Here is a 22,233-nt window from a genome sequence, read left to right on the forward strand (position 1 = left end):
TTTATGTAAAAACAGAAGATTTTAGGTCAAATGAACCAACAAGTAGGATAATCGGCCAACGTGCTCTATATTCGTCTCAACGGATAACAACTACCAGTGATGCAATAAGGAAATGACGCGTAACCTATCGGATCTTACGGATCAGGAACTTCTGGAAATGATAAAACGGGATAATCAACCAGCCTTCGTCTGTATTTACAGGCGTTACTGGTCTGAATTGTATCGTTGTGCCTTCCGGATTTTTCCCAACCAGCAGGCCTGCGAGGAACTCATTCATGATGTATTCCTCCATCTCTGGGAAAAAGGACGTGACGTACATATCCAATCGCTGAAGGATTACCTCTATATCGCCGTAAAAACCGTTCCTTAAACCGTATCAGGGCCGAGCATAATTTACTAAGGGTGATGGGCTCCCGGCCCGAATCCGACACCTCCACCATGGCCGTGGAAGAAAGGTTGCATTGCCTGGAAATCAATCGTATTTATGATGAAGCCCTGTCCGAACTGCCGGATAAATGCCGCGCCATCATGCTCATGAGCCGTAAAGAACACCTGTCTAATAAGGAAATTGCCGCCCGGCTCGATATTTCTGTTAAGACCGTGGAAAACCAGATCACCATTGGTTTGCGCCACATCCGCGCAAGACTGGGGAGTACCTCATACTGCTCCTCTGTTGTTACGCCCTGTTACCGGTGTGTAAAAAAAAATAGTAATTCTTTTTGGGGGATGGTCCTGTTAGCGGTGTCTTTATTATTAAAGCACAGCAATGGTTTTTCGGTTCTTCGGTAAAAAACGACAGGAAAATGAAGCGCAACGCGGTATCGCGGATGCGATCGAGCATTTGAAAGAAACTCCGGGCAGCTGGGACGCCGTTAAGATGGGTGATGAACACGCAACCGGGGAAAAGATCCTGGGTCGTTTGTTGTTAAGCATCGATGACAAACGTCGCAGGGTTCGCCGTGTCCGCACCTGGTCGGCTGCTGCTGCCGTATTGGCCCTTGCGCTGCTCGCAGGTCTTTACAGGCATGATGTGACGCCCGACATGCTCATCGTAAAAACACCGGCCGCACAGTCAAAGCAACTGGTACTGCCCGATGGCTCCAGGGTATGGCTGAACGCCGGCAGCCGCCTGCGTTATCCGTCTGTTTTTAAGGGTAATACCCGCGAAGTGGTGCTGGAAGAAGGAGAGGCGTATTTCGATATTCGTCCCGACCAGCAACATGCTTTCGTGGTTTTGCATGACCAGCTGCAAACCACCGTACTTGGTACCAGCTTCAATATAAGGGCTTACCGCTTTTTTAATGATGTAACGGTCACCGTGGCAACCGGTAAGGTGCGGGTGAGCGACCAGGTGGTAACGCCCGATCAGCAGGCGAGTTACAGCAGGGAGAACGGCCGGGTGCAGGTAAAAGCCGCTGCCGCTGCCGATGCGCTGGGTTGGACGCAGGGCCGCCTGCTTTTCACGAACGAAGACTTCCGCGAGGTAGCCGGTTTGCTGGAAAACAAGTTTAATGTGAAAATCATTTTTGATGAGGAGGCTTTGACCCACTATCACTTCACCGCTTCGTTCGAAGCCGGGGAAACACTGCACGATGTATTAGATGCGCTTACGCTCACCAAGGGATTGCAATATTCCCGGAGCGGCGCCACTGTTCATATTTTTCAATCTAAGTAAGCGTTAAAAGAAATCAACCAAAAAACTAAAACATGCCGTTTTACTGCAACCTATGCTGACAGCCGGAAGGCTTTATTATGACCAGAATTTAATCGCTATCAACCAATTAATCATCTACAAACACTTGCCGTAATTATGAACAATTATGCCTGCAGGAATTTGCTTGCCTTGATCCGGCTAAAAAACAAACCCTGGCTCATGGTTTGTCTGCTGCTCCTTCTGCCATCTCTTTATGCCACTGCGCAGCAGCCCGAAGACAGCCGGCTGAGCGTAAACTTTTCGAACACGCCACTAAAGCAGGCCCTCAAGGAAATCGAAGGGAAAAGTACGCTCAAGTTCGTGTTCAACGACGAATCGCTCGCACCTTACAAAGTATCGCTTAAGGCGACCAACGAGCCGCTGAAACAGGTGCTGGCCAATGTATTGAAAGGTACGAAACTCGATTTCCAGTTAAAGGATAACAAGTGTATCATCGTAGAGCGCAAAGGGGTAAGCGCTGTAAAGATGACCACCACGCAGGCCCAGCCGGCCTCCGTGCCCATGACGAGCCTGGCACAACGCCGCCTGCGCGGTAAGGTGCTCGCGGCTGACAACAATGCTCCGTTGGCCAACGCCAGCATTAATGTACGCGGGCAGGAAAACATCCACAGCATGTCGGATGAAAAGGGCGAGTTCGTGGTGGTACTGCCGCCCAGCGCCCGCGTGCTGGTGATCACCCACGTAGGTTATAACACGAAGGAAGTGGTGGTAGGTCCGTCCGATGAATATGTGGTAGGCCTCGAAGTATCACAGGAGAAACTGAACGAGGTGGTGGTGATGGGGCCTTTCAACCGCAAACAGGAGAGCTTTACGGGATCTTCCGCCACGTTCACGCAGGAACAACTGCGCAGCGTGGGCAACCAGAACCTTATCCAGAGTTTAAAAATATTAGATCCTTCTTTTGTGCAGATAGAAAATAATCTCGCCGGGTCGGACCCCAACACGCTGCCCAATCTGCAGATCAGGGGCGGCAGCAGCTTGCCGGGACTGCAGGGCGAATATTCCAGCATGGCAAACCTGCCCCTTTTTATTCTTGATGGTTTTGAAACCACACTGGAAAAGATATACGACCGGACATGAACCGCGTGGCCTCTGTTACTTTGCTGAAAGATGCAACGGCCAAGGCGATCTATGGTTCCAAGGCCGCTAATGGTGTAGTGGTGGTAGAAACCAAACGTCCGCAGGCGGGTAAATTACGGGCTACTTATACCGCCGATCTTAAAATTACCGCGCCCGACCTGAGCAGCTACCGGCTGACAGATGCCAGCGAGAAACTGCAGGCAGAGGTGAATGCAGGTCGTTATAAAGGCACTTTTTGCACTCCACGCAGGCCCTGGCGGAGCAGTATAACATCCTGTATTCCGAAGTGGCCCGCGGCGTTAATACCGACTGGCTTGCGCAGCCGGTGCGTACGGGTGTAGGACAAAAGCATACGATTTCGCTGGAAGGTGGCGACGAGTTTTTCCGTTACGGCGCAGATCTCAGTTATAATGATACTAAAGGCGCCATGAAAGAGTCCGGCCGCCGCACTACTTCGGCTGCCGTATTGTTATCTTACCGTGTAAAGAAATTCGTATTCCGCAACAACCTTACCGTGGGGTTTAACCGCAGCGACGACTCGCCTTACGGCTCCTTCGCGCAATACTCCCGCCTCAATCCTTACTGGACGCCATACGACGATAAGGGTAACATGAAACGTTTGCTGGGCACGTTCAGCACCGGTTCCGGCACACCTAACAATTACTTTAACCCGATGTACGACGCGAGCATCGGCACCAAGAACTTTTCGCGCTACACGGATATTAATAATAACTTCCAGGCGGAATGGAACCTGGCTTCTTCATTGAAAGTGGTGGGCCGTTTTTCCTACAACCTGCACCAGTCATCCCGCGAAGACTTTTATCCCGCGAACAGTACGCGGTACATTAATTACCCGGACTCGATGTTCTTCATGCGTGGTGATTACACGATTACCGACGGCCGCGATGTATCGCTGCGTTCGGACCTGACCCTGAACTATTCCAAACAACTGGGTAAACATTTGTTCTTCCTGAACGTTGGCGGCAACATTGCAGACGATGCCGGTGAAACACACGGTTTGCAGGCACAGGGTTTCTTAAATGACCGCGTAGATAATATCAGTTTTGCCAAACAATACCTGCAAAATGGCCGCCCGCTGGGGTCCGACGCCAAGTCGCGCGAAACGGGCGTATTGTCTGCGTTAAATTACTCGTACGACGACCGCTTCCTGGCCGACCTGAGCTACCGTCGCCAGGGCTCCAGCATTTTTGGTGCGGATAACAAATGGGGCAGCTTCTGGTCAACCGGTGTGGGCTGGAACCTGCACCACGAGAGCTTTCTCCACAATGTAAGCTGGGTAGATCAGTTGAAGCTGCGTGCTTCCACCGGTTACACGGGCAGCCAGAACTTTAACCCGTACCAAGCCATGTCGACCTACACCTATTACACCGATACCTATTACGATAACGTGGTAGGTGCTAAGTTGATGGCGTTGGCAAATAACAACCTGAAATGGCAGGAAACACAGGACTATAACGTGGGCATCGACCTGCGTGCTTTAAACAGGCTGAGTGTGCGGTTTGATTTTTATGTGAGCAATACCAATAACCTGCTCACCGATCTGCCTTTGCCCGGCTCTACTGGTTTTAACACCATCAAGGAGAACCTGGGGGCGTGCAGAACAAGGGCATAGATGCTACGTTCAGTTATAAAGTACTGGCCAATAACAAAAACGGTGCTTTCCTGAATGTATTTGTCAGCGCAGCTGGTTACCGCAACAAACTGGTGCGTATTTCCGATGCGCTCAAAACATTGAATGATCAGCGCGAGGCGGCCAGGGCGGCTTCCGGGCAAACAGCGCCGTTTATCCGGTACAAGGAAGGTGAATCTACCACCGCTATCTACGCGGTGCAATCGCTGGGTATCGACCCTTCGACCGGTCGCGAGATCTTCTTAAAAACGAATGGCGAAAAGACCTTTGTGTGGGATGCAAACGACCAGGTGCGCCTGGGCGACTCCAACCCCTTGCTGAACGGTAGCTTTGGCTTTAATGGCCAGTACCGTGGCTGGGGACTGAACTGCGCGTTTACCTACCGTACGGGCGGTCAGTACTACAACCAAACGCTGGTAGATCGCGTGGAGAACGTAGATATCCAGTATAACGTGGATGAGCGCGTGTTTACCGGTACCTGGAAACAGCCGGGCGACAAAACCTTTTTCAAAGCCATTGGCACATTGCCTAACCGCACCCTGCCTACGTCGCGCTTCGTGCAGGACCTGAACGAGCTGACCATGTCGTCGCTGAACGCTACTTACGACTTTAAAGACGCGGCTTTCCTGAAAAGAAGCAGGATCCAGCGTTTGCGGGCTACGTTGTTTACGAACGATCTGTTCGTTCTCTCTACTGTAAAAGCGGAGCGCGGGTTAAACTATCCCTTTGCGCGTACGTTGTCATTTTCCGTTCAGGCCACCTTTTAAAACTTGCATTACATGAAATCAAACATATTGATAGGCTGCCTGCTCAGTGTTTCCTTACTGTCCTGCAATAAATGGCTGGATGTGAAGCCGGATTCGCAGGTGAAGGATTCCGAACTGTTTTCTTCCGAAACAGGATTTAAAGAGGCATTGTCGGGCGTATACAGCGCCATGACCTACGAGCCGCTATACGGCCGCGAATTAACCTTCGGGTTGATGGGCGCACTGGCCTGTGAGTGGGATTACCAGAACTCGAGTTACCAGGCGGACAAAGCCTACGCGTATAAAACCAGTTCTACCTCGCTCGACCGTATCGATGCGATCTGGGAAGGCGTGTACAACGCTATTGCGAACGATAATAAAATACTGGAGAACATCGATTCCCGTAAATCTGTGTTCGGCGGTGATAACTATTCGATCATTAAGGGAGAGGCGCTGGCATTGCGCGCGTTCCTGCACTTTGACCTGTTGCGCACGTTTGGCGCCAGCTATGCGGAAGATCCTGCCAAGCTGACGATTCCTTACGTAACGGCCAGCTCGAAGCAGATATTCCCGCAGCTGTCGGTTACGCAGGTCATAGATAAAGTACTGGAGGATTTAACCGCCGCGGAAGCCTTACTGAAAGCAGATCCTATTCTTACCGGTAAAACCGTGACGATTGCCGACGATAACGGTTACCTCATGAACCGCCAGGTACACCTGAACTACTACGCCGTAAAGGGACTAATGGCGCGCATTTACCTGTATAAACAGGATTATCCGAACGCGCTGGCCAATGCGGAAGCCGTGATCAACTCGACCCGCTTCCCCTGGATTACACCGGCGGCACTGAGCAACAGGACGATAGCAGACCTGACCTTTTCTACGGAACACCTGTTCGCGTTGAACAACATCCGCCTGAATACTATTGCGCTCAACGCGTTTTCGTCGACCGGCAGCAGTGTGTTTTATATTTCATCCGCCAGCCTGCAGGACTATTACAACAGTCATCCGGAAGACTACCGCTATCTCTACTGGTTTAAAGTAAACGACCTGGGCGATTACTATTTGGACATGTACACGCAGCTGACCAGCACCAGCTGGCCGATGGCTTACCGTAATAAAATGCCGCTGTTAAAGGTATCGGAGATGCACTTCATCGCCGCGGAATGCCAGCAGAAAACCGATTATGATAAAGCGGTGGAACACATCAACGCGGTAAGAAAGGCGCGTGGATTAACCGCTTCGCCGATCAATGCCGCCGACTTTGAAACCGTGCTGGCGCAGGAATACCGCAAGGAGTTCATCGGGGAGGGGCAGTTGTTCTTTTACCATAAAAGAAAGAATAATACTGCTATTCCTAAAGCCACCGGCCTGAACCTGGTGCAGCTGAAGGGATACAAACTGCCGCTGCCGGTATCGGAATACGAGAATGGTGTAAACCGGGTCGATAATCAATAAATCTAACACATGAAAAGAAAAGCATTTTTCATATTGATCGTATTGGCAGGAGGATTATTGGGCGCCTGCAAGAAGTCGCCGGAGATGATGTACAACTCCGCTACCGACGCGATCAACATCTGGCTTGGTACTTCCCTTGCGCAGAAGCCCGATAGCATCGAATATAACTTTGCCTTTAAGCCGGTGGTGGATAAAGATTCCATCGTGTTTACCGGTATGCTGCTGGGACAACAGGCGGACCATGACCGCACGTTCATATTGAAAGCAGTAGGTGGCGATACCAACAAAGTGAAGCTGGGCGTGCATTACGAATTTGGGAATTACATCATCAAAAGTAATACCCATACGGCCCAGTTCCCGATTTACATTAAAAGAACAGGCGACTTCAAAACCGGTGCTGCCCGTATTGTACTGGGGATTGCCGAAACGGGCGATCTGAAAAAGGGGCTGGTGGAGAATTCTAAAGTAACACTCATTTTCAACGACGTATTTGCCAAACCCGCGAACTGGGATGTAGATCCTTATCCCTATACCAAACTGTCTACCTATTTCGGCGTGTACAGCAATACGAAGTTCCAGTTTATCACAACGGTGATTGGTACGGCGCCTGTTTTCAGGGTGCTGAGCGCGGGTACGCCGGCTACTGGTGAAGTTGATTTTACGACGGTGAGCTATTACAAGAGCAGCTGCGTAAAGCGGCTGAATACCTATAACGCCGCCAATCCGGGTAACCCGATGAGAGACGAAAACAATAATCTTATCACCTTTCCTTAGCAGATCATGAAGATATTTTTTTATACCGCGATTAGTATTGTCCTTTTCACCCTGTTCGGCAGCTGCGCGAAGGACAAGGGGAATTACGATTATACCGTGCTGGATACGGTATCGATCGATGTATCGTCGCTTGCCGAGTCTTATTCCATGCTGCGTTTCGATACCTTGAAACTGAAGCCGGTGGTGAAGTACAAGGGGCAGACCGTGAACGGCGACAAACCGCAGTTCCCGGAGCTGTCGTTTGCCTGGGAAATGTATCCCAGCGCGATCAATACCTCTTTCCAGGAGAAATACACGTTTGACAGCACCATGGCACTCAATGCGATCATGGATAAAAAGGAGGCCGTGTGGACGGTGCTCTTTACCGTGACCAATACCGTGACGAACGTCAAGGCCTTCGCGAAGTTTTCGGTGGCTATTACGCCTTCTTTGGCAGAGGGATGGATGGTATTGTATGAAAGGGGCGGCCATACCGATGTGGGGCTGATCGTTAATAACGATATAACGAAAACAGCCACGCTGCAGGAGAAGGTGTTGCTGGATATCTATTCGGCCTCTAATGGCGAACCGCTGCCCGGCACGGCCGGCTCCCTTGGTTATTCGCTGGTGAACCTCACGGGGGCGCATAAGATTTACATCCAGAGCGGGGGCGAAGCGGTATCGCTAAACCCGACCACTTTTGCGCGCATCGATGATTTCAGCTCCATCTTCTGGACTAAACCCGCCGTGCAAAAGCCGCAGTTGGTAAAGATTACAGAACGCCGGAAGGAGTTTATGATCAACGACAACAAACTGCATGTGATCGATTATACCATTTTGGGGAATGGCCGTCGTGCATTTGAAGATGGTCTTACCGGCAACTATGGGACGCTCGCGCCCTGGATGGCGACGACTACCGGCGCGGCTTTCGATGCAGTGTTGTACGATCAGACCAATAAGCGTTTTATGAAAGTGGTGGCGCGGGGTACCGAAATCATTCCTTTCACCACGGCGCAAAATGCCACGGCTCCTTACGATGTAAGGAACGTGGGACTCACCTTCGTGATGGCCGACCTGGGCTGGAACTACTGGGAGCATGCAGTGATGAAAGACGACGCTGGCAAATACTTCCTGCTGACGGCCGACTTCCGCACCGGTGAGATTGCCACCATCGGAAAGGGTAAATACGATATGAGTAATTGTCCCGAGATCGCGGATGTGAATTCCATCAGCGCGGGTTATTATGGCGAGGTGTTTTATTATGCGTCTTCCAAAAGCGTGTACCAGTTTAAGTATTCGGCCGGTACCACCGACAAACACTGGACAGCGCCGGGTAATGAGAAGATTACCAATATTTCTTTACAGAAGTATTACAACACCAATCCCGGTTTAGGCAGGTATTACGATCCGAAGAACATTTGTAAAATCCTGTACATCGCTACTTATGATGAAGCCGCGCAGGCGGGACATGTATACCAGGTGGAGGTGAACCAGTCGAGTGGCGCCATCATCGCCGGTACCGAAAAGAAATATTCAGGATTCGGCAAAATAAAGGCCATGGCCTGGAAGCCGTTCATCATCCTGTAATTGCATCAAACTAAAAAAAAGCAACTGATATCAAATGAAACCAACATTCATGACCGTTTTAGCGGTATGCGCCGGCATTCTTACGGCCAAAGCGCAGGCCAGCTACCGCATTACGGGGAAACTCGAGGGACAAGGAAATGAGAAGATCAGCATCAGCTACTTCGACGGGAACAAGAACGTAACAAACACAGTCGTAGCGGTAGATGGCGCCTTTACGCTCACGGGAGATGCTCCGGAAGTGCCGACGGTAGGTCGTTTGACTACGAGCGTAGACCGCAACCTGTATTTGGGCGAGCGCGCCAATTCCATGGCTATTCCCGCCATGCCGCTGGACGTAGTACTGAGTAAAGATTGCCAGCTGACGATTTCCGGCACTGCAATGGACCTGAACTTTGCCACCGTGAAAGGGGACGCTTACAATGAAAGCTTTAACCAGTTGCGTGCCGCTGAAGCAAAGAACCTGAAGGAGAAAGCCGAATTGCAAAAGAACCTGATGCAGCTGCGTAAAATGGGCGTAACAGACGGCCTGGACGAGGTGGGTAAAAAGATGCTGGCGAACTTCCGGGAGCTGAATGCTATACATAAGACGTTCGTAAAGGAGCACCCGGATGCTTATTCAGCGGCGAACCTGTTGCTGCGTACTTCCAAAGAATATAGCCTCACAGAACTGAAAGCCGCTTACGACGCATTAAGCGCGGAGCTGAAGAACAGCTACATCGGACAGAACATCGCTTCCCGCATCTCGATCGTTGCGGCTACGGCTACTTCCGGTCCGGCGCCCGATTTCTCCAAGCCTTCGCCCGATGGCAGTTTTATTTCCCTGTCGCAGTTCAAAGGCAAGTACGTATTGATCGATTTCTGGGGCAGCTGGTGTGCGCCGTGCCGGTCTGCCAACCCGCACCTGAAGGAGCTGTACGCGAAGTACAAAGACAAAGGATTTGAGATACTCGGTGTATCCAGCGAGAAAGTGGACGATGTGAACGCCGCTAAAGCCGTATGGAAAAAGGCGATCGAAACGGATGGTCTTACCTGGCCGCAGGTACTGAACAATGAGCTGGGTATGAAGGTCGATGTGGTGAAGCTGTATGGCGTGAACGCTTATCCCACCAAACTGCTGATCGACAAAGGCGGTAATATCATTGCCCGCTGGCAGGGTGCGGAAAGCAGGGGACTGGATCTTAAACTGAAATCAATATTTGGCGAATGAACAGGAGACTGACAATTGCAGCTTTGCTGTTAGCCGCTGCTATCCCTGGCTTTGCGCAGGTGAAGAAAACGATCAACATCAGCGGTAAGGTGCAGATATTAAATCCTGAACCGTTGAAGAAATATAACATGGTATGGCTGAAAAAGGGTGCGGGTGCGTCCGCAAAAACCGTGGATTCAGTCGCCGTGAAACCCGACGGCTCGTTCAGCTTTAAACTGCCGGTAAGCAAACCGGGCGTGTACCAGCTGGACATCCTGAAGTGGCAGACCACCGCCTTTTGGGCCGACCAGGATCTTACCGTACTGGCACGTGGTTACGATACTTCCAAATACCAGCGTAAGAATTCCGGTTTTGTGGAAGTGACCAGCAAATCACCGGGCACCCGGTTGATTAACATGGCCATGTATGACCGTTACCTGGACGAAATCGTGAAAGACGATCTGCTGGACGAAGGCTTTGCCGCCCAGAAAAACCGCCAGGCCGATACGGCCTGGTATACTTACTACCGCAAACAGATGTTGTACCGCAAGGTGGAAGAACTGGGCGACGCCCGTGAACGCAAGTTGATCGCGGCCACCGGCGACCACCCTGCATCTGTATACCTGCTGGCGACGAGTGCAAAGAAAGACGGTAATTACATCCTGGGCCAGTTGGACAAGCTGCTGGCAGCCGATCCCACGTTGGAAGACGCGATCATCGTTCGCAAAGAACTGGCGGAACGGATAGCGCAGGAGCGTAAGTTGCAAAAGGGAAGCGTGGCGCCGGAAATTGCATATAAGAATCCCGAGGGCAAAGTAACAAGCCTTTCTTCCTACAAAGGAAAGTACGTACTGGTCGATTTCTGGGCCAGCTGGTGTGGCCCCTGCCGGAAGTCGATTCCGCGCCTGAAGGAGCTGTACGGTATGTATAACGCGAAAGGCTTTGATATCCTGAGCATCTCTGTAGACAAAGACAGCGATGCCTGGCGCCGGGCAATGGCGGAAGAGCAGATGCCCTGGTCGCAGGTGATCAGCCCCAATTCGAATAAAACCTTATCGGACTTTATGATACAGGGCATTCCAACCATGTTCCTGCTGGACAGGGACGGGAAGATCGTAGAACGGTTTACCGGCTACAGTTCCCGGCTGGATGAATTGTTGAAAGAGAAGATGGGCGCATAAAAGCAATGCCGGGGAGTTGTCCCTGGCATTGTTGTTTTTAGAACGAGGACGGCGCCTTCCCAAACATCTTTTAAAAGAATGAGAAAAGTGAGAAAGGCTTTCAAACCCCAGGTCGAGATAAATAGACGAGGCCTTTTTATGCTTTTTCTCGATCAGGTATTTTGCTTCTAACAACCGCCTTTCCTGCAGCCACTGCCTTGGTGATGCATCGAACGTTTTCCTGAAATCTCTTTTAAATCCCGCCAGGCTTCTGCCGGTTAGCTGCGCGAATTTCTCTACTGGCACGTTAAACTGGAAATTGCTCAGCATAAATTGTTCGAGGTCTATTTTGTAAGGCTCAGAAAAATCGAACAGGAACGACTTCAGTTCCGGCATGGCATGCAGCAGCAGTTGTACGGCTTCTTTCACTTTCAGTATACCCATGGCATTGCTCAGCTTTTCGTCCGGGTTGCGCACATAAGGCAGCACGGATTGAAAGTACCCGCGCAGGAAATCGTTGGGCGGTATCAATATGTTAGCCGGGCCGGTGTGTTTGTCGTGCACGGTGATCTTTTGTTCCAGCGCGATCATGCGGAGCAGTTCCTCTTTCAGGGAGATGACAATCGTTTCATAGTCCTCGCCGGGTAATGGGTTTTTAGTGATTTGCCCGAGCTGGTTTTTACCGATGAGGAGCATTTGTCCCTTTTGCATAGACACCTTCTCTGTCGCGGTTTCCAGGATGAAGTGGCCGGAAACGAGCATCACCAGGGTGTTGTGCGACAGAAAGCCCACTGTTTCGCGGCGCATGGCCGTGAGGTGGGAGAAGAAGATGATGCCGGGAACGATTTCGTTGGGATGCGTCATGCTGTAAAGGTATTGAATAAAAGGGGCCGGCATGCGGCCCCTCAATTGTCTAGCGTTGCAGGTACGTCCCTCCGAGGATCGCTCCTGGCGCAAATACCGTGTTTAAGGTGTTCATTTCGTCATTGGAGAACGTGATGCTCATAGCAGCGGTGTTTTCCGGCAGTCGGGACCTGCGGCTCATGCTCACGAGGGGCATGATGTGGGCGCCCTGTGCATTTACCCACGCGATAGCCAGCTGGGTAGGCGTATAGCCCTTGTCGTTGGCCATCTGCTTCAGTACTTCCACTTTCTCCAGGTTTTTCACGAGGTTGTCGCCCTGGAAGCGGGAGAAGTGGTTGAGATGGCTGTTAGCGGCGAGCGGCGCTTTCATATCGCCGGTGAGCAGGCCTTCGGCGGTATTAGCGAAAGCCACCACGCTGATGCCGAGTTCTTTGGCGGTGGGCAGCAGTTCGCTTTCAATCTGGCGGTCGGCCAGCGAATAACCAATTTCGAGAGCGCTTACGGGGTACACGCTATGTGCTTTACGCAACTGTGCAGCGGTAATTTCAGAGACGCCGAGGTGCCTTACTTTTCCTTCTTTGATCAGGTCGGCGATGGTGCCGATGATATCTTCCACGGGCACGCTGTTATCCATGCGGCAGGGCTGGTACAGGTCGATGTAATCGGTGCCGAGGCGGGTTAAGGAATAATTGATGAAGTTTTTGATCGCAATGGGACGGAGGTCGAGCCCGAGCCACTGGCTGCCGTAGAAGATAGCGCCGAATTTAACGCTGATAAAGGCATCGCTCCGGCGGCCTTTGATGGCTTTGCCCACGAGCAGTTCGTTGTGGCCGGCGCCGTAGAAATCGCCGGTATTCACGAAGTTGATGCCATTGTCCAGGGCGGCCTGTATGGTGGCGACGCTTTCTGCTTCGTCCGGGTGCTGGCTGCCCCAAACGGGCGACATGCGCATGCAGCCAAGGCCAAGTTTGGAAACCTGCGGGCCGTTGGCGCCGAGGGAGATCTTTGGTATTGTGGTCATGTTCGTTGTTTTATCGTTGATGATACAAAGGTGGGGGATTAGGCTTTTAGGGGGATTTCCTTAGTGGCTCAATTTGGTTGTCTGGGTGGCTCATTTGAAAGTTGGGATAAACTTCGTATTTTCTACAGGAAACAAACATCCATTATGCCACCAGTTTTGTTAATCATCTGTCTTTTTGTTCAGTCATCCCAGCAGCCATACCTTGGACAGTCGCCTCCCGGCATGACCCCGGAAATATTTGCACCCGGCCTGGTGTCGCTGCCAGGGCAGCATGAATTCGGTTCCGTATTTTCCCGCGATGGGAGTACGTTGTACTATGGCGTGGACAAGCACGGCAAAGCGGAAACACGCTGTTTTAAAACGGGTTGGACGAAGCCACAGGTCATTCTTTCCGATTCGATCTTCAGTTTTAATGATCCGATGTTATCGCCGGATGAAAACAGGTTGTATTTCATTTCGGATAAATCGCAGGGTAACGGGGCTAAGAAGAGGGATTACGACATCTGGTATGTAGAGAAAGCGGGGGAGGGCTGGTCGGCGCCCGTTAACGCCGGCGCAGCGATTAACTCGGATGCTCATGAATACTATGTTTCGTTTGCACAAAACGGGACAATGTATTTTTCGTCCAATCGCAATGCCGCAGGAGGCTTCGATATTTACACGGCCGATGGTGTGCAGCAGCCGTTGCCACTGGATAGCAACATCAACACGAAAGAATATGAGGCGGATGTATTTGTGGCGCCGGATGAATCGTACCTTATCTTTTGCGCTGCGCGGCCGGATGGATATGGCGCCGGGGATTTATACATCAGTTTTAAGAAGAAAAATGGGAGCTGGACACCCGCGAAGAATATGGGAGAAACGATCAATTCGCCGGGGCATGAGCTGTGCCCGTTCGTTTCCGGCGACGGGAAGTATTTCTTCTATACGAGCCGGCAGGATATATATTGGGTGGATGCGGGCATCATTCACAAACTGAAAAGATCGCTTTGGCCGGCTTTTTGAAAGGAGTATCTTGCAAAAAAGATTTGTTTAAATAACCCGTGCTTAAATGAAACCGCACTACCTGAAACTGGGCATCGGCGCCCTTGTTGGCCTTTTCGCCATATCCGCCTGTAAAAAAGACAAAGACAACAAACCTGGCAACCCCAATCACCTGATATCCGCTATTCACCTGGATGGAGCGCTGCTGGACAGCTTTACCTACAATGACAAACGACAGCTGACGCAATTGTTTCATCTGGATGGACATATACAGTTCGAGTACGACGCCAGCGGCAGGTGTGTATGCGTGAAATATTACGAATTGGGGACTACCCTCACGGGAAAGGATACACTCGTATACAGTGGCCGCGATTTTACCATTTACACCGAAGATGACGACGATCCGTTTGAGCTCGACAACGGCCGTGTATATAAGGTGGGGAACGATGGCATTACCCTGGCAGGCAGTAAAGATACCGTTGTGAGCTCAACGGACAGGAAGCGCCTGAACTATATAGAAACGACCTACAGTGGCGGCAACCCGCTTACCAATAAAACCGTGGACTACCTTGCCATTCCCACTTCCGGGTATGTAAGCAGCCAAACCACTACGCTCACTTATCGATATGATAACAAGCCCAATGGTTTGCGTTGGATCTTCCAACATAACCCGTATGCAGGCTACCTGTTAAACCATGTTATCTTCCCTTCACCCGTTTTTTCCGGCGGTAAAAACAACTTTACGGGCTTTAAGTACGAAGATGTAACGACAAGTTACACGGATGTGATGGACTATGTAGCGGTGAATACTTACGATCCCGCCTCGGGCTTTTTAGCAGCGCAGGAGATAAAAGCGGGCAATAGTGTGGAGACGACTTTAACCTACCATTACCGGGTAGTGGAGTAAAACGGTGCTTCCTGGACGGCTTTGGCGTGATGGCGATGCAGGGGGCAGGGAGTAGGCGTTTGCGGCGTGGCTCCGGTTGTTTCACTGCTGCGGGCAGTAATTGCTGCACCGCTTCAATAACTGGTAATTCCACTTCAATTGCCTGTGCTGCTTCGGCCACCTCCGCTATGACTGCGGCGCCGCCATACACTTCTTCCTTCCCGTCGAATAAACTAATACCAAATGCAAGGAATCCGCATCCTGTTGCCTCTTCCGGCAGTTGCACGTGGAGGTGGGTTCCTGCGGTTTGCGCTGCATGCAGCGAGATAGCTTCAGAGAGCACGGTTTTGTTCACTGTTGCCCCTGCCTCAAAGTCTATCATGGCAAATACGGCCCGGAACTTTACGTGTGTAACGCCGCCGGGGCAACGTAGTTGCGTGGTCGGGCGAAAGGCCGGTATCTCCACCAGGGCTTCCTGTTTTGCGGTATCAATATGTGTGGTGTAAGTAGCAAAAAAGGTATTGCTTAGCGTATGTCGGGAACCACCAAATTCAAACCGGCGGAGCAAGTGGAGCGATCCTTCCGCGAGTAGCTTTTTCCCACATGCAGCAGCGGGGGCGGAGGCGATCACTTTATGCAGTACGCTGGTCAGGCGGTTGTGCATGTCTTTGTCCTTTGTAGTACAGATAATCTCATGCAGGGCGGTACGCAGTACTTTACCGCTGCTGGAGGCCTGTAGAAAGTCGGACAGGCTTTTGCGGCTGCCCTTAAATGCCTTGTCATGTAATACCTGCTCTCGTTTGGGGCCGGGTTTGCGCCTTATTTTGTAGCCGTTTTCCATCCGGATGATCGTGTGACCTTCCAACATGGCGTCGAGTTGTTGTTGCATTTTGTTTCTCATAAACGATGGTTTGAATTAAAGATAATGGGGCTGAGGGACCTGGCCAAACAGGGTGTCGTAAAGTGTCGCAATTGTCGTTTTTTGTCGCAATTGTCGTTTTATGTCGTTTTGTGTCGTTTTCTTAGGCAATGTATCAGCAAATAAAGAGTTAGCTTTAGCCCGCCTTTTCCTACTGTAATTCTACTATGATCCTACTGCGATAGCATGAATACGCCATCCCCAATGGCGAGCAAGGGCTATGTAAAGGCATGGTTAAGCCCATCAACCTGTAGAAAAATAGCAACATTCAAGTGATACGCGGGCAGTTCAGGGACTTTGCCCACTTTTCCTGTCCGCAACGTTTGCAGATATGTTTGCCGGTGTGGAGAGGTCCGGTAGTGCCGCAGTAGCAGCAGGAATAGAGTCCTTCTTCTGAAATCTCTGAACATTCTACGGTATGCGTGGATGGCAATACCGGCAGCCCGGGCTTTACTTCTTCATCCGGGAAATAGAAAAAACTCACGGAACCATTGGTCTCCAGGATGCCGAGCCGCACCTGTCCCATATGTTCAATTCCCTTTCCCCGCATCTCGGCAAAAAATTCATCTTTGGCAAAGGGGGATTTGCCTTTGTTATTGAGCACAATTTCTCCGTTCTCGATGATCACCACGGGATCGCCTTCCAGTACGCTTTCGAACTTCTCGTTTTTGGCGGCCAGCCAGGTAAGCAGGCGGTAAAACGCAAGGATCGCGGCAAATACGACCAGGGAGGGTATAATGGCGTCGTCTTCATGGAACATCGGGTCACCGGCGGCGGAGCCCAGGGCAATGATGATCGCTACCTCGAAGATCGATAACTGCCGTACGCCCTTTTTACCGGAGGCGCGGAGGAGGAGCAGTACGAAGATGAACATGATGAGGGTGCGGACGACGATTTCCAGGGCGGCGGCGCCGTCGAAGTCTTTGATGAATATTTGTTGCCATTCCATATGGGTAGGCTGTGGCAAATTTTATTCCAGCAGCGGAGTTACGATGAGGGAGTGATCTGGATTGAAACTTCCCTGTGCTGCTTTAACATGATAACGCCCCGGGTTACTTCCCGGGGCGCTTCTTAATTTAATCGCTATTGATTATACTGCGGATTCTGCTGTTCCTGCAACCCAGGGTTCGCATTGATCTCCGTTTGCGAAATAGGCAGTATCGTCTTAAAGAACGTCCTGTCTATGGTTTTAGGCCGTGTGGCTACCGTTAGCCCGATCACTTCATCATTAAATGTGATAGATTTATTCAACCGCATCATATCAAAGAAACGGTGCCCCTCGCCAAACAATTCTTTACTTCTTTCGTCCAGGATCATGTCTATTGTTATCGTGCCTGCAGTGGCAGCGGGCAGGTTCGGCGAACGTTTGCGGATGGCGTTGAGGTAAGTGGCGGCTTTGCCCGCATCCGTCGGCAGCGCCGCTTCGGCTGCTATTAAGTAGATTTCAGACAACCTGATTACTTTTATGTTCACAGCGGTGGGCGTTGTTTTGCCATCGCCGGCCAGTGCGGTACTACCGTTGTATTTGTACAGCGATCCTTTACGGGGAGCGAGGGCTGTGGAGGTTTCATCGTCGTTCATCACGCCCCATCTTACATCTGCTGCATCCTGTTTTAACCGGTTCAGGAAGTAATCGCTTGCCATATACCAGCCCAGCACATTGCTGCCGCCTTCTCCTTTTTTCCGGAGATAGGCGCCCAGGGAGGTAAGCCCCAGATCGCCCTCCAGCGGATAAATACCCAGTTCAAAGATGGACTCTGTACCAAACTGTGTTTTCCAGGAGTCTACCCAGTTAGCGTTGGTGTACAACACATAGGGACTGGTAGTAATCACTTCTTCGGCATATTTCAAGGCGTTGGCGTGATCTTTCATATAGAGATACACACGGGCCTGTAAGGCAATGTTGCCGAAGTAATTGATGAAGCCATTGGTTTTGGTCTTCACCAGTAACGGCGCGGCGGTGGTGAGGTCGCTGAGGATCTGCGTGTAGTTTTCCGCTACGGTATTCCGGAGCGGCTGTGCGGAGGAAACGAGGGGTGTGGTCACATTGGGTACACCGTACGCGTCTTTGTTATCATCATATGATTTGCCATATAAACGCACGAGATCGAAATACATCAATGCCCGGAGGGTGAGCGCCTGTCCTTTATAGGTGGCAAAGCCGGTAGCGCCGCCGGCTTCCAGTTTTTCGATGTTTTGCAGCAGGTTGTTTACCTGTAACAGGATGAAGTAGATCTGTGACCAGTAACCGGAATAACTGCCGGTGGTGGGAGCGTGGTTAAAGGTGTACAATCCGTCATTACCTCTTCCCTGCGATGGAATGACCATATCGCCGCCTTTGGCGTCTGCGTACATTATGAAGTTTCTGCCATAGTAGTCGCCGTTGGTCATGCTGCGTTCAATACCATTAATCATGATCTGCGCATCCGCGGGCGTTTTGATGGAGGTGCCGGCATCTACCTGGTTGGTGGGCTTTTCGTCGAGAAATTTACTGCACGAAGAAAAACCGATGACCACCGCGCATACCAGTAATATTTTCACTTTATTCATCTTCAATAAGTTTAGTCAATTAGAAATTGAGGTCAAGACCAAAGGTGTAAACTTTGCCTATCGGCGTTTCCCATCCGCGGGTACCATAGTTATTAACCTCGGGGTCGGCAATTTTGTATTGGGAGAACGTGAGCAGGTTGGTGCCATTGAAGAACACCCGGGCGTTCGATAACCTCACTTTGCTTAGCAGCTGCGCCGGTAATGAATAAGCCAGGTTGATGTTTTTAAGCCGGAAGAAGCTTGCGTTGTGCATCTGGCGGGTGCTGTACTGCATGGGGTCTGTTAAGTCTGCCGCCGCGCAGCAGGGGCAGTGTACCGCCTTTTCTTTCCGGCGTCCACATATTATCCCAAACTTCCTGCGCACGGATTCTTTCCCAATAGTAACCGTCGTCTTCCACATCTTTAAAGCCGCCGTCGTATAAATTGCCGCCTATTTTATAAATGAAGTTGAAGGCCAGTGTAAGTCCTTTATAAGACACGTCCGTGTTTAAGCCGCCATATACTTTTGGTGTAGCGTCGCCGATGATCTTGTAGTTCGCTTTATTGAAGCTGTTAGTGGCGCCTCGGCCATTGTATAAGAAGTCGCCGGCCTTGGCGTCGGTGGGATTGTTAACGTACCATACGTTGGCGCCGTTCGCGGGATCTACACCTGCCCACTCATAACCGTAAAAGCTGAGGGTCGGTTGTCCTTCCCGGTACATGTATTGCGCCCTGGCATCGCCACCGGTAGGGTCGTACCAGATGATGTCGCGGCCGCCATACAGTTTGGTCACTTTCGATTTGATGAAGGAGGCGTTTACGGAGGCCGTCCACCTGATGCCGTTCGCGGTGTTGATGATATCGCCGCCCAGTTCCACTTCCACGCCACGGTTGTTCATTTCGCCCACATTGCCTAATGCACTGCCAAAGCCCGTGGTGCCGGAGATGGGAATGTCCTGCAACAGGTTTTTGGAGTCGCGGTTGAAGTACTCAACGCTACCGGTCAGGCGTTGGTTGAACAGGCCAAAATCCAGCGCGATGTTGGTTGTGTAGTTGGTTTCCCACGTTAAGTCGGGATTGGCGTTGGTAGACAGGAAGCCGCCGGCATTCCCGTTATATTTATTGGTATAGTTGGTGAGTGATCTCCATCCGTAGTTCTGGGTAGGCAGGGTGCCATTAACACCATAGGAAGCGCGTAAGCGGAGGTTGCTGATCGCTTCGAGATCCTTCATAAAGTCTTCGCCGCTGATTCTCCAGGAAGCGGCAGCCGACCAGAAGTTGCCCCAGCGTGTTTCCGGCGCTAACTTCGAAGACCCGTCGCGGCGGTAAGAGGCGGATGCAAAGTATTTCTGATCGTAGTTGTATTCTACGCGCGACAGCACGGAAACGATCGCGTTGCCATAATCAAATCCACTGGCCGTAAATGCGCCGGCCGTAGACAGTGTCTGTAACGCGCTGGAAGGGAGGTTGGTGCCCGTGGCGCTCTGGAAAGACGTTTTGTTCTTTTCCGCCTCAAAACCAGCCAGCACTGTCACATTGTGTTTGTCAAACTGTTTGGCGAAGTTGGCGGTATTGGATGATACCAGTTTGCTGATATTCGCGGAGGTTTCGTTTACAACACCATTCGTTGCCGCGCCGTTGTAATGGATCGCGCTGTAGTACAGGTGATCGTTGATGGCGGAGTTATCGAACGAGAATACCGATTTGAGATTTAACTCCGGCAATATCGTCAGCGTAATGGCTTCATTGATCGTGAACCTTTTGGTGATCGATTCATTATCCCAGCGGTCATTGTAGTAAACATTGTTCTGCGCTAAACTACCGTAGCGGGCTGTCCACGGCAGGCCCGTTTTGTAATCTGTAGGCCAGTAAAAAGGCCACAGCAGGTTCCTTACCTGGAAGAAGTAGTTGGCACCGGTATTGCGCGTGTCGTTGAACCCGGACTGACCATTTCTCGCAATCGCTACATTCGTTGCGAACTCCGTGTGTTTGCCCACTTTTTGCGTTATGTTCGCGCGGCCGGAAATACGGTCGAATTTATTGATTTTGATCCTGTTCTGATCCTTGGTGTAGTTCAGGGAGGTGTAATAGGTGGTATTCTGATCACCACCGCTTACAGAAAGATCATTGGTTTGATAGATGCCCGTGCCGAAGTAGGCGTCGTCCCAATTAAAATAAGTGCCTTCCCGGTTGACGAGTCCATCCGTCATACCTGTGATGATCACATTTTCATTAAGGGTGGTGCCGGCTGTGGCGAACTTATAACCATGCTTGTTGAATTTGGTGTTCAGCTGTCCCAGGGCATAGGTATTTGCCTGTTCGGGTGTTTGTCCCGCGGAGGTCCTGTAATCGTAAAAGATCCGGTACAGCATATTGGTTTGTTCCTGTGGACCGGCGGCCTCGTAGTTATCCGTTGCCCATGAAGGGGTAAAGCCGATGGAGGAGGCGAGGTGTACGGATGGTTTTCCCTGTTTGCCTTTTTTGGTGGTGATAAGCACCACACCATTGGCGGCCCTGGAGCCATATAAAGAAGATGCCGCAGCATCCTTGAGGATCGTGATAGTCTCGATATCGGCAGGGTTCAACGTGTTCATCACGTTGTTGGAGCCGATGTAGGAGCCGCTCAAATTACCCTGGTCGCCGGCGACCACGGGCACGCCATCTATCACGTACAGCGGTTCGTTGCTGGCATTCATGGAGCCAACGCCCCGGATGCGGATCGCGGGCGTTGCGCCTGCCTGTCCGCTCGATGTGGTTACCTGCACACCTGCGGCGCGGCCCACCAGGGCATTCTGGAAGGAGGTAGCCGGCACATCTTTAATATCATTTTGTTTGATGACGGAGGCGGAGCCGGTATAGGTGCCTTTTTGGCGGTGCCGTAAGCTACGACCATCACTTCGTCCAGTGATTTCGAGCTTTGTTGCATTTCGACGTTGAGGACGGAGCGGCCGTTAATGACCACCTCTTGTGTGGCAAAGCCTATCAGCGAAAAAACGAGCGTAGTACCGTTGGCGGGTACATCGATGCTGTAGGTGCCATCGCCGCCGGTCACCACACCTGTGGTGCTTCCTTTCACCTGGACGCTGACGCCTGGCGCAGCCGTTTTCGTGTTGTCCACAACTTTGCCCCTTACCGTAGATTGGGCGTAGGCTGCCAGGCTGCCGGCGAAAAGCCCGATTAGGAGCAATAAACCATTCTTGATCATAAGCGAATAATTGAGGTAATTGATTACGTATTAATGCATGGATACTTCGGGAGTATGCGCCTGCGGGCGGCATAACGGGCAAAGCAATGTAGTGTGAAGGATTGCGTTTGTTTTCGCTATTTGCCGGGAACGGGGCGATTTTGGTTGAACATTAAAGGCGGCGCATGAGCGGTCGATAGATCAGTCGACTATTGGGCTGACGCGGCGCGTGTATTTCCGGAGATTAAAATAAAAAATAAATATTAAATAATGGAGGATAATTATTTGGGTGGCGGGTACTATAAAAGTAGTAGACAATGGTCTACTGTTTTGGGTTGCGCTGGCGCTTGGCACGGCTCCTGCGGAAATACAGTGGCAGGTTGATGGCCAACCCCGGCTTCACGCGGGAAGTGGGAAGTATAGTGGAGCGGAAAATGGGTATGCTGATTATCCTGTTGCCTGATTCGTGGTGAACATCAACGGTGGGGCAAATAAAGCCTGCGGATATCAA

Annotated in this window: 20 protein-coding genes and 1 pseudogene; 13 read left to right on the forward strand and 8 right to left on the reverse strand. The window is 51.2% G+C overall.

The window, feature by feature from the left end:
- Nucleotides 1–157 precede the first annotated feature (157 nt).
- The 12 genes from MKQ70_RS42075 to MKQ70_RS07885 all read left to right on the forward strand — a co-directional run bounded on the left by MKQ70_RS42075 (nucleotide 158) and on the right by MKQ70_RS07885 (nucleotide 11,356).
- Nucleotides 158–370 (forward strand): RNA polymerase sigma factor, encoded by a 213-nt coding sequence (locus MKQ70_RS42075; RefSeq protein WP_372489939.1) that lies wholly within the window; start codon nucleotides 158–160, stop codon nucleotides 368–370.
- The gene (locus MKQ70_RS07835; RefSeq protein WP_308199430.1) at nucleotides 325–789 is read left to right on the forward strand and encodes a sigma factor-like helix-turn-helix DNA-binding protein; all 465 of its coding nucleotides are present in this window, start codon (nucleotides 325–327) and stop codon (nucleotides 787–789) included. Before MKQ70_RS42075 ends, MKQ70_RS07835 begins: the two co-directional genes overlap by 46 nt.
- Nucleotides 767–1,675: a FecR family protein gene (locus MKQ70_RS07840; protein WP_248069732.1), complete on the forward strand. Its 909-nt coding sequence runs from the start codon at nucleotides 767–769 to the stop codon at nucleotides 1,673–1,675. Before MKQ70_RS07835 ends, MKQ70_RS07840 begins: the two co-directional genes overlap by 23 nt.
- A 198-nt stretch (nucleotides 1,676–1,873) precedes the next feature.
- Nucleotides 1,874–2,794, forward strand: a complete 921-nt coding sequence (locus MKQ70_RS07845) for a DUF4974 domain-containing protein (protein WP_248069734.1) — start codon at nucleotides 1,874–1,876, stop codon at nucleotides 2,792–2,794.
- Nucleotides 2,791–3,135 carry a hypothetical protein gene (locus MKQ70_RS07850; protein WP_248069735.1) on the forward strand — a complete coding sequence of 115 codons (345 nt, stop codon included), beginning with the start codon at nucleotides 2,791–2,793 and terminating at the stop codon, nucleotides 3,133–3,135. Before MKQ70_RS07845 ends, MKQ70_RS07850 begins: the two co-directional genes overlap by 4 nt.
- Entirely contained in the window at nucleotides 3,030–4,427 is a 1,398-nt protein-coding gene (locus MKQ70_RS07855; RefSeq protein ID WP_248069736.1) for a SusC/RagA family TonB-linked outer membrane protein, read from the forward strand. Before MKQ70_RS07850 ends, MKQ70_RS07855 begins: the two co-directional genes overlap by 106 nt.
- Nucleotides 4,409–5,212, forward strand: a complete 804-nt coding sequence (locus MKQ70_RS07860) for a hypothetical protein (RefSeq protein WP_248069737.1) — start codon at nucleotides 4,409–4,411, stop codon at nucleotides 5,210–5,212. The genes MKQ70_RS07855 and MKQ70_RS07860 overlap by 19 nt, the downstream gene beginning before the upstream one ends.
- 12 nt (nucleotides 5,213–5,224) lie before the next feature.
- Nucleotides 5,225–6,649, forward strand: a complete 1,425-nt coding sequence (locus MKQ70_RS07865) for a RagB/SusD family nutrient uptake outer membrane protein (protein WP_248069738.1) — start codon at nucleotides 5,225–5,227, stop codon at nucleotides 6,647–6,649.
- A gap of 9 nt (nucleotides 6,650–6,658) precedes the next feature.
- Nucleotides 6,659–7,423, forward strand: a complete 765-nt coding sequence (locus MKQ70_RS07870; RefSeq protein ID WP_248069739.1) for a DUF4843 domain-containing protein — start codon at nucleotides 6,659–6,661, stop codon at nucleotides 7,421–7,423.
- Nucleotides 7,424–7,429: 6 nt separating this feature from the next.
- Nucleotides 7,430–8,989, forward strand: coding sequence for a PKD-like family lipoprotein (locus MKQ70_RS07875; protein ID WP_248069740.1), 1,560 nt, complete (start codon nucleotides 7,430–7,432; stop codon nucleotides 8,987–8,989).
- A 49-nt stretch (nucleotides 8,990–9,038) separates the two neighbouring features.
- Nucleotides 9,039–10,196, forward strand: a complete 1,158-nt coding sequence (locus MKQ70_RS07880) for an AhpC/TSA family protein (protein WP_248069742.1) — start codon at nucleotides 9,039–9,041, stop codon at nucleotides 10,194–10,196.
- The gene (locus MKQ70_RS07885; protein WP_248069743.1) at nucleotides 10,193–11,356 is read left to right on the forward strand and encodes a TlpA disulfide reductase family protein; all 1,164 of its coding nucleotides are present in this window, start codon (nucleotides 10,193–10,195) and stop codon (nucleotides 11,354–11,356) included. The genes MKQ70_RS07880 and MKQ70_RS07885 overlap by 4 nt, the downstream gene beginning before the upstream one ends.
- Before the next feature lie 117 nt (nucleotides 11,357–11,473).
- Here MKQ70_RS07885 and MKQ70_RS41085 read toward each other — a convergent pair.
- Both MKQ70_RS41085 and MKQ70_RS07895 read right to left on the reverse strand, forming a co-directional pair.
- Nucleotides 11,474–12,232: pseudogene (locus tag MKQ70_RS41085) on the reverse strand (helix-turn-helix domain-containing protein); the annotation flags it as partial.
- A gap of 16 nt (nucleotides 12,233–12,248) precedes the next feature.
- Entirely contained in the window at nucleotides 12,249–13,220 is a 972-nt protein-coding gene (locus tag MKQ70_RS07895) for an aldo/keto reductase (protein ID WP_248069744.1), read from the reverse strand.
- 144 nt (nucleotides 13,221–13,364) lie between these two features.
- Here MKQ70_RS07895 and MKQ70_RS07900 point away from each other — a divergent pair, with 144 nt between their 5' ends.
- Entirely contained in the window at nucleotides 13,365–14,225 is an 861-nt protein-coding gene (locus MKQ70_RS07900) for a hypothetical protein (protein ID WP_248069745.1), read from the forward strand.
- A gap of 728 nt (nucleotides 14,226–14,953) precedes the next feature.
- Here MKQ70_RS07900 and MKQ70_RS07905 read toward each other — a convergent pair.
- The 6 genes from MKQ70_RS07905 to MKQ70_RS07930 form a co-directional block, all read right to left on the reverse strand.
- On the reverse strand, nucleotides 14,954–15,991 hold the full coding sequence (locus MKQ70_RS07905) for a hypothetical protein (RefSeq protein ID WP_248069746.1): 1,038 nt from the start codon (nucleotides 15,989–15,991) through the stop codon (nucleotides 14,954–14,956).
- Between the two features lie 286 nt (nucleotides 15,992–16,277).
- Nucleotides 16,278–16,958 (reverse strand): DUF421 domain-containing protein, encoded by a 681-nt coding sequence (locus MKQ70_RS07910; protein WP_248069747.1) that lies wholly within the window; start codon nucleotides 16,956–16,958, stop codon nucleotides 16,278–16,280.
- 134 nt (nucleotides 16,959–17,092) lie between these two features.
- Nucleotides 17,093–18,559, reverse strand: coding sequence for a RagB/SusD family nutrient uptake outer membrane protein (locus MKQ70_RS07915; RefSeq protein WP_248069749.1), 1,467 nt, complete (start codon nucleotides 18,557–18,559; stop codon nucleotides 17,093–17,095).
- A gap of 19 nt (nucleotides 18,560–18,578) precedes the next feature.
- Nucleotides 18,579–18,812, reverse strand: a complete 234-nt coding sequence (locus MKQ70_RS07920) for a hypothetical protein (RefSeq protein WP_248069752.1) — start codon at nucleotides 18,810–18,812, stop codon at nucleotides 18,579–18,581.
- Nucleotides 18,784–21,375, reverse strand: coding sequence for a SusC/RagA family TonB-linked outer membrane protein (locus tag MKQ70_RS07925; protein ID WP_308199431.1), 2,592 nt, complete (start codon nucleotides 21,373–21,375; stop codon nucleotides 18,784–18,786). Before MKQ70_RS07925 ends, MKQ70_RS07920 begins: the two co-directional genes overlap by 29 nt.
- Nucleotides 21,294–21,743, reverse strand: coding sequence for a carboxypeptidase-like regulatory domain-containing protein (locus MKQ70_RS07930; RefSeq protein WP_248069754.1), 450 nt, complete (start codon nucleotides 21,741–21,743; stop codon nucleotides 21,294–21,296). The genes MKQ70_RS07925 and MKQ70_RS07930 overlap by 82 nt, the downstream gene beginning before the upstream one ends.
- Between the last annotated feature and the right edge of the window lie 490 nt (nucleotides 21,744–22,233).

It is taken from the genome of Chitinophaga sedimenti (assembly GCF_023156195.1).
Lineage (GTDB): Bacteria > Bacteroidota > Bacteroidia > Chitinophagales > Chitinophagaceae > Chitinophaga > Chitinophaga sedimenti.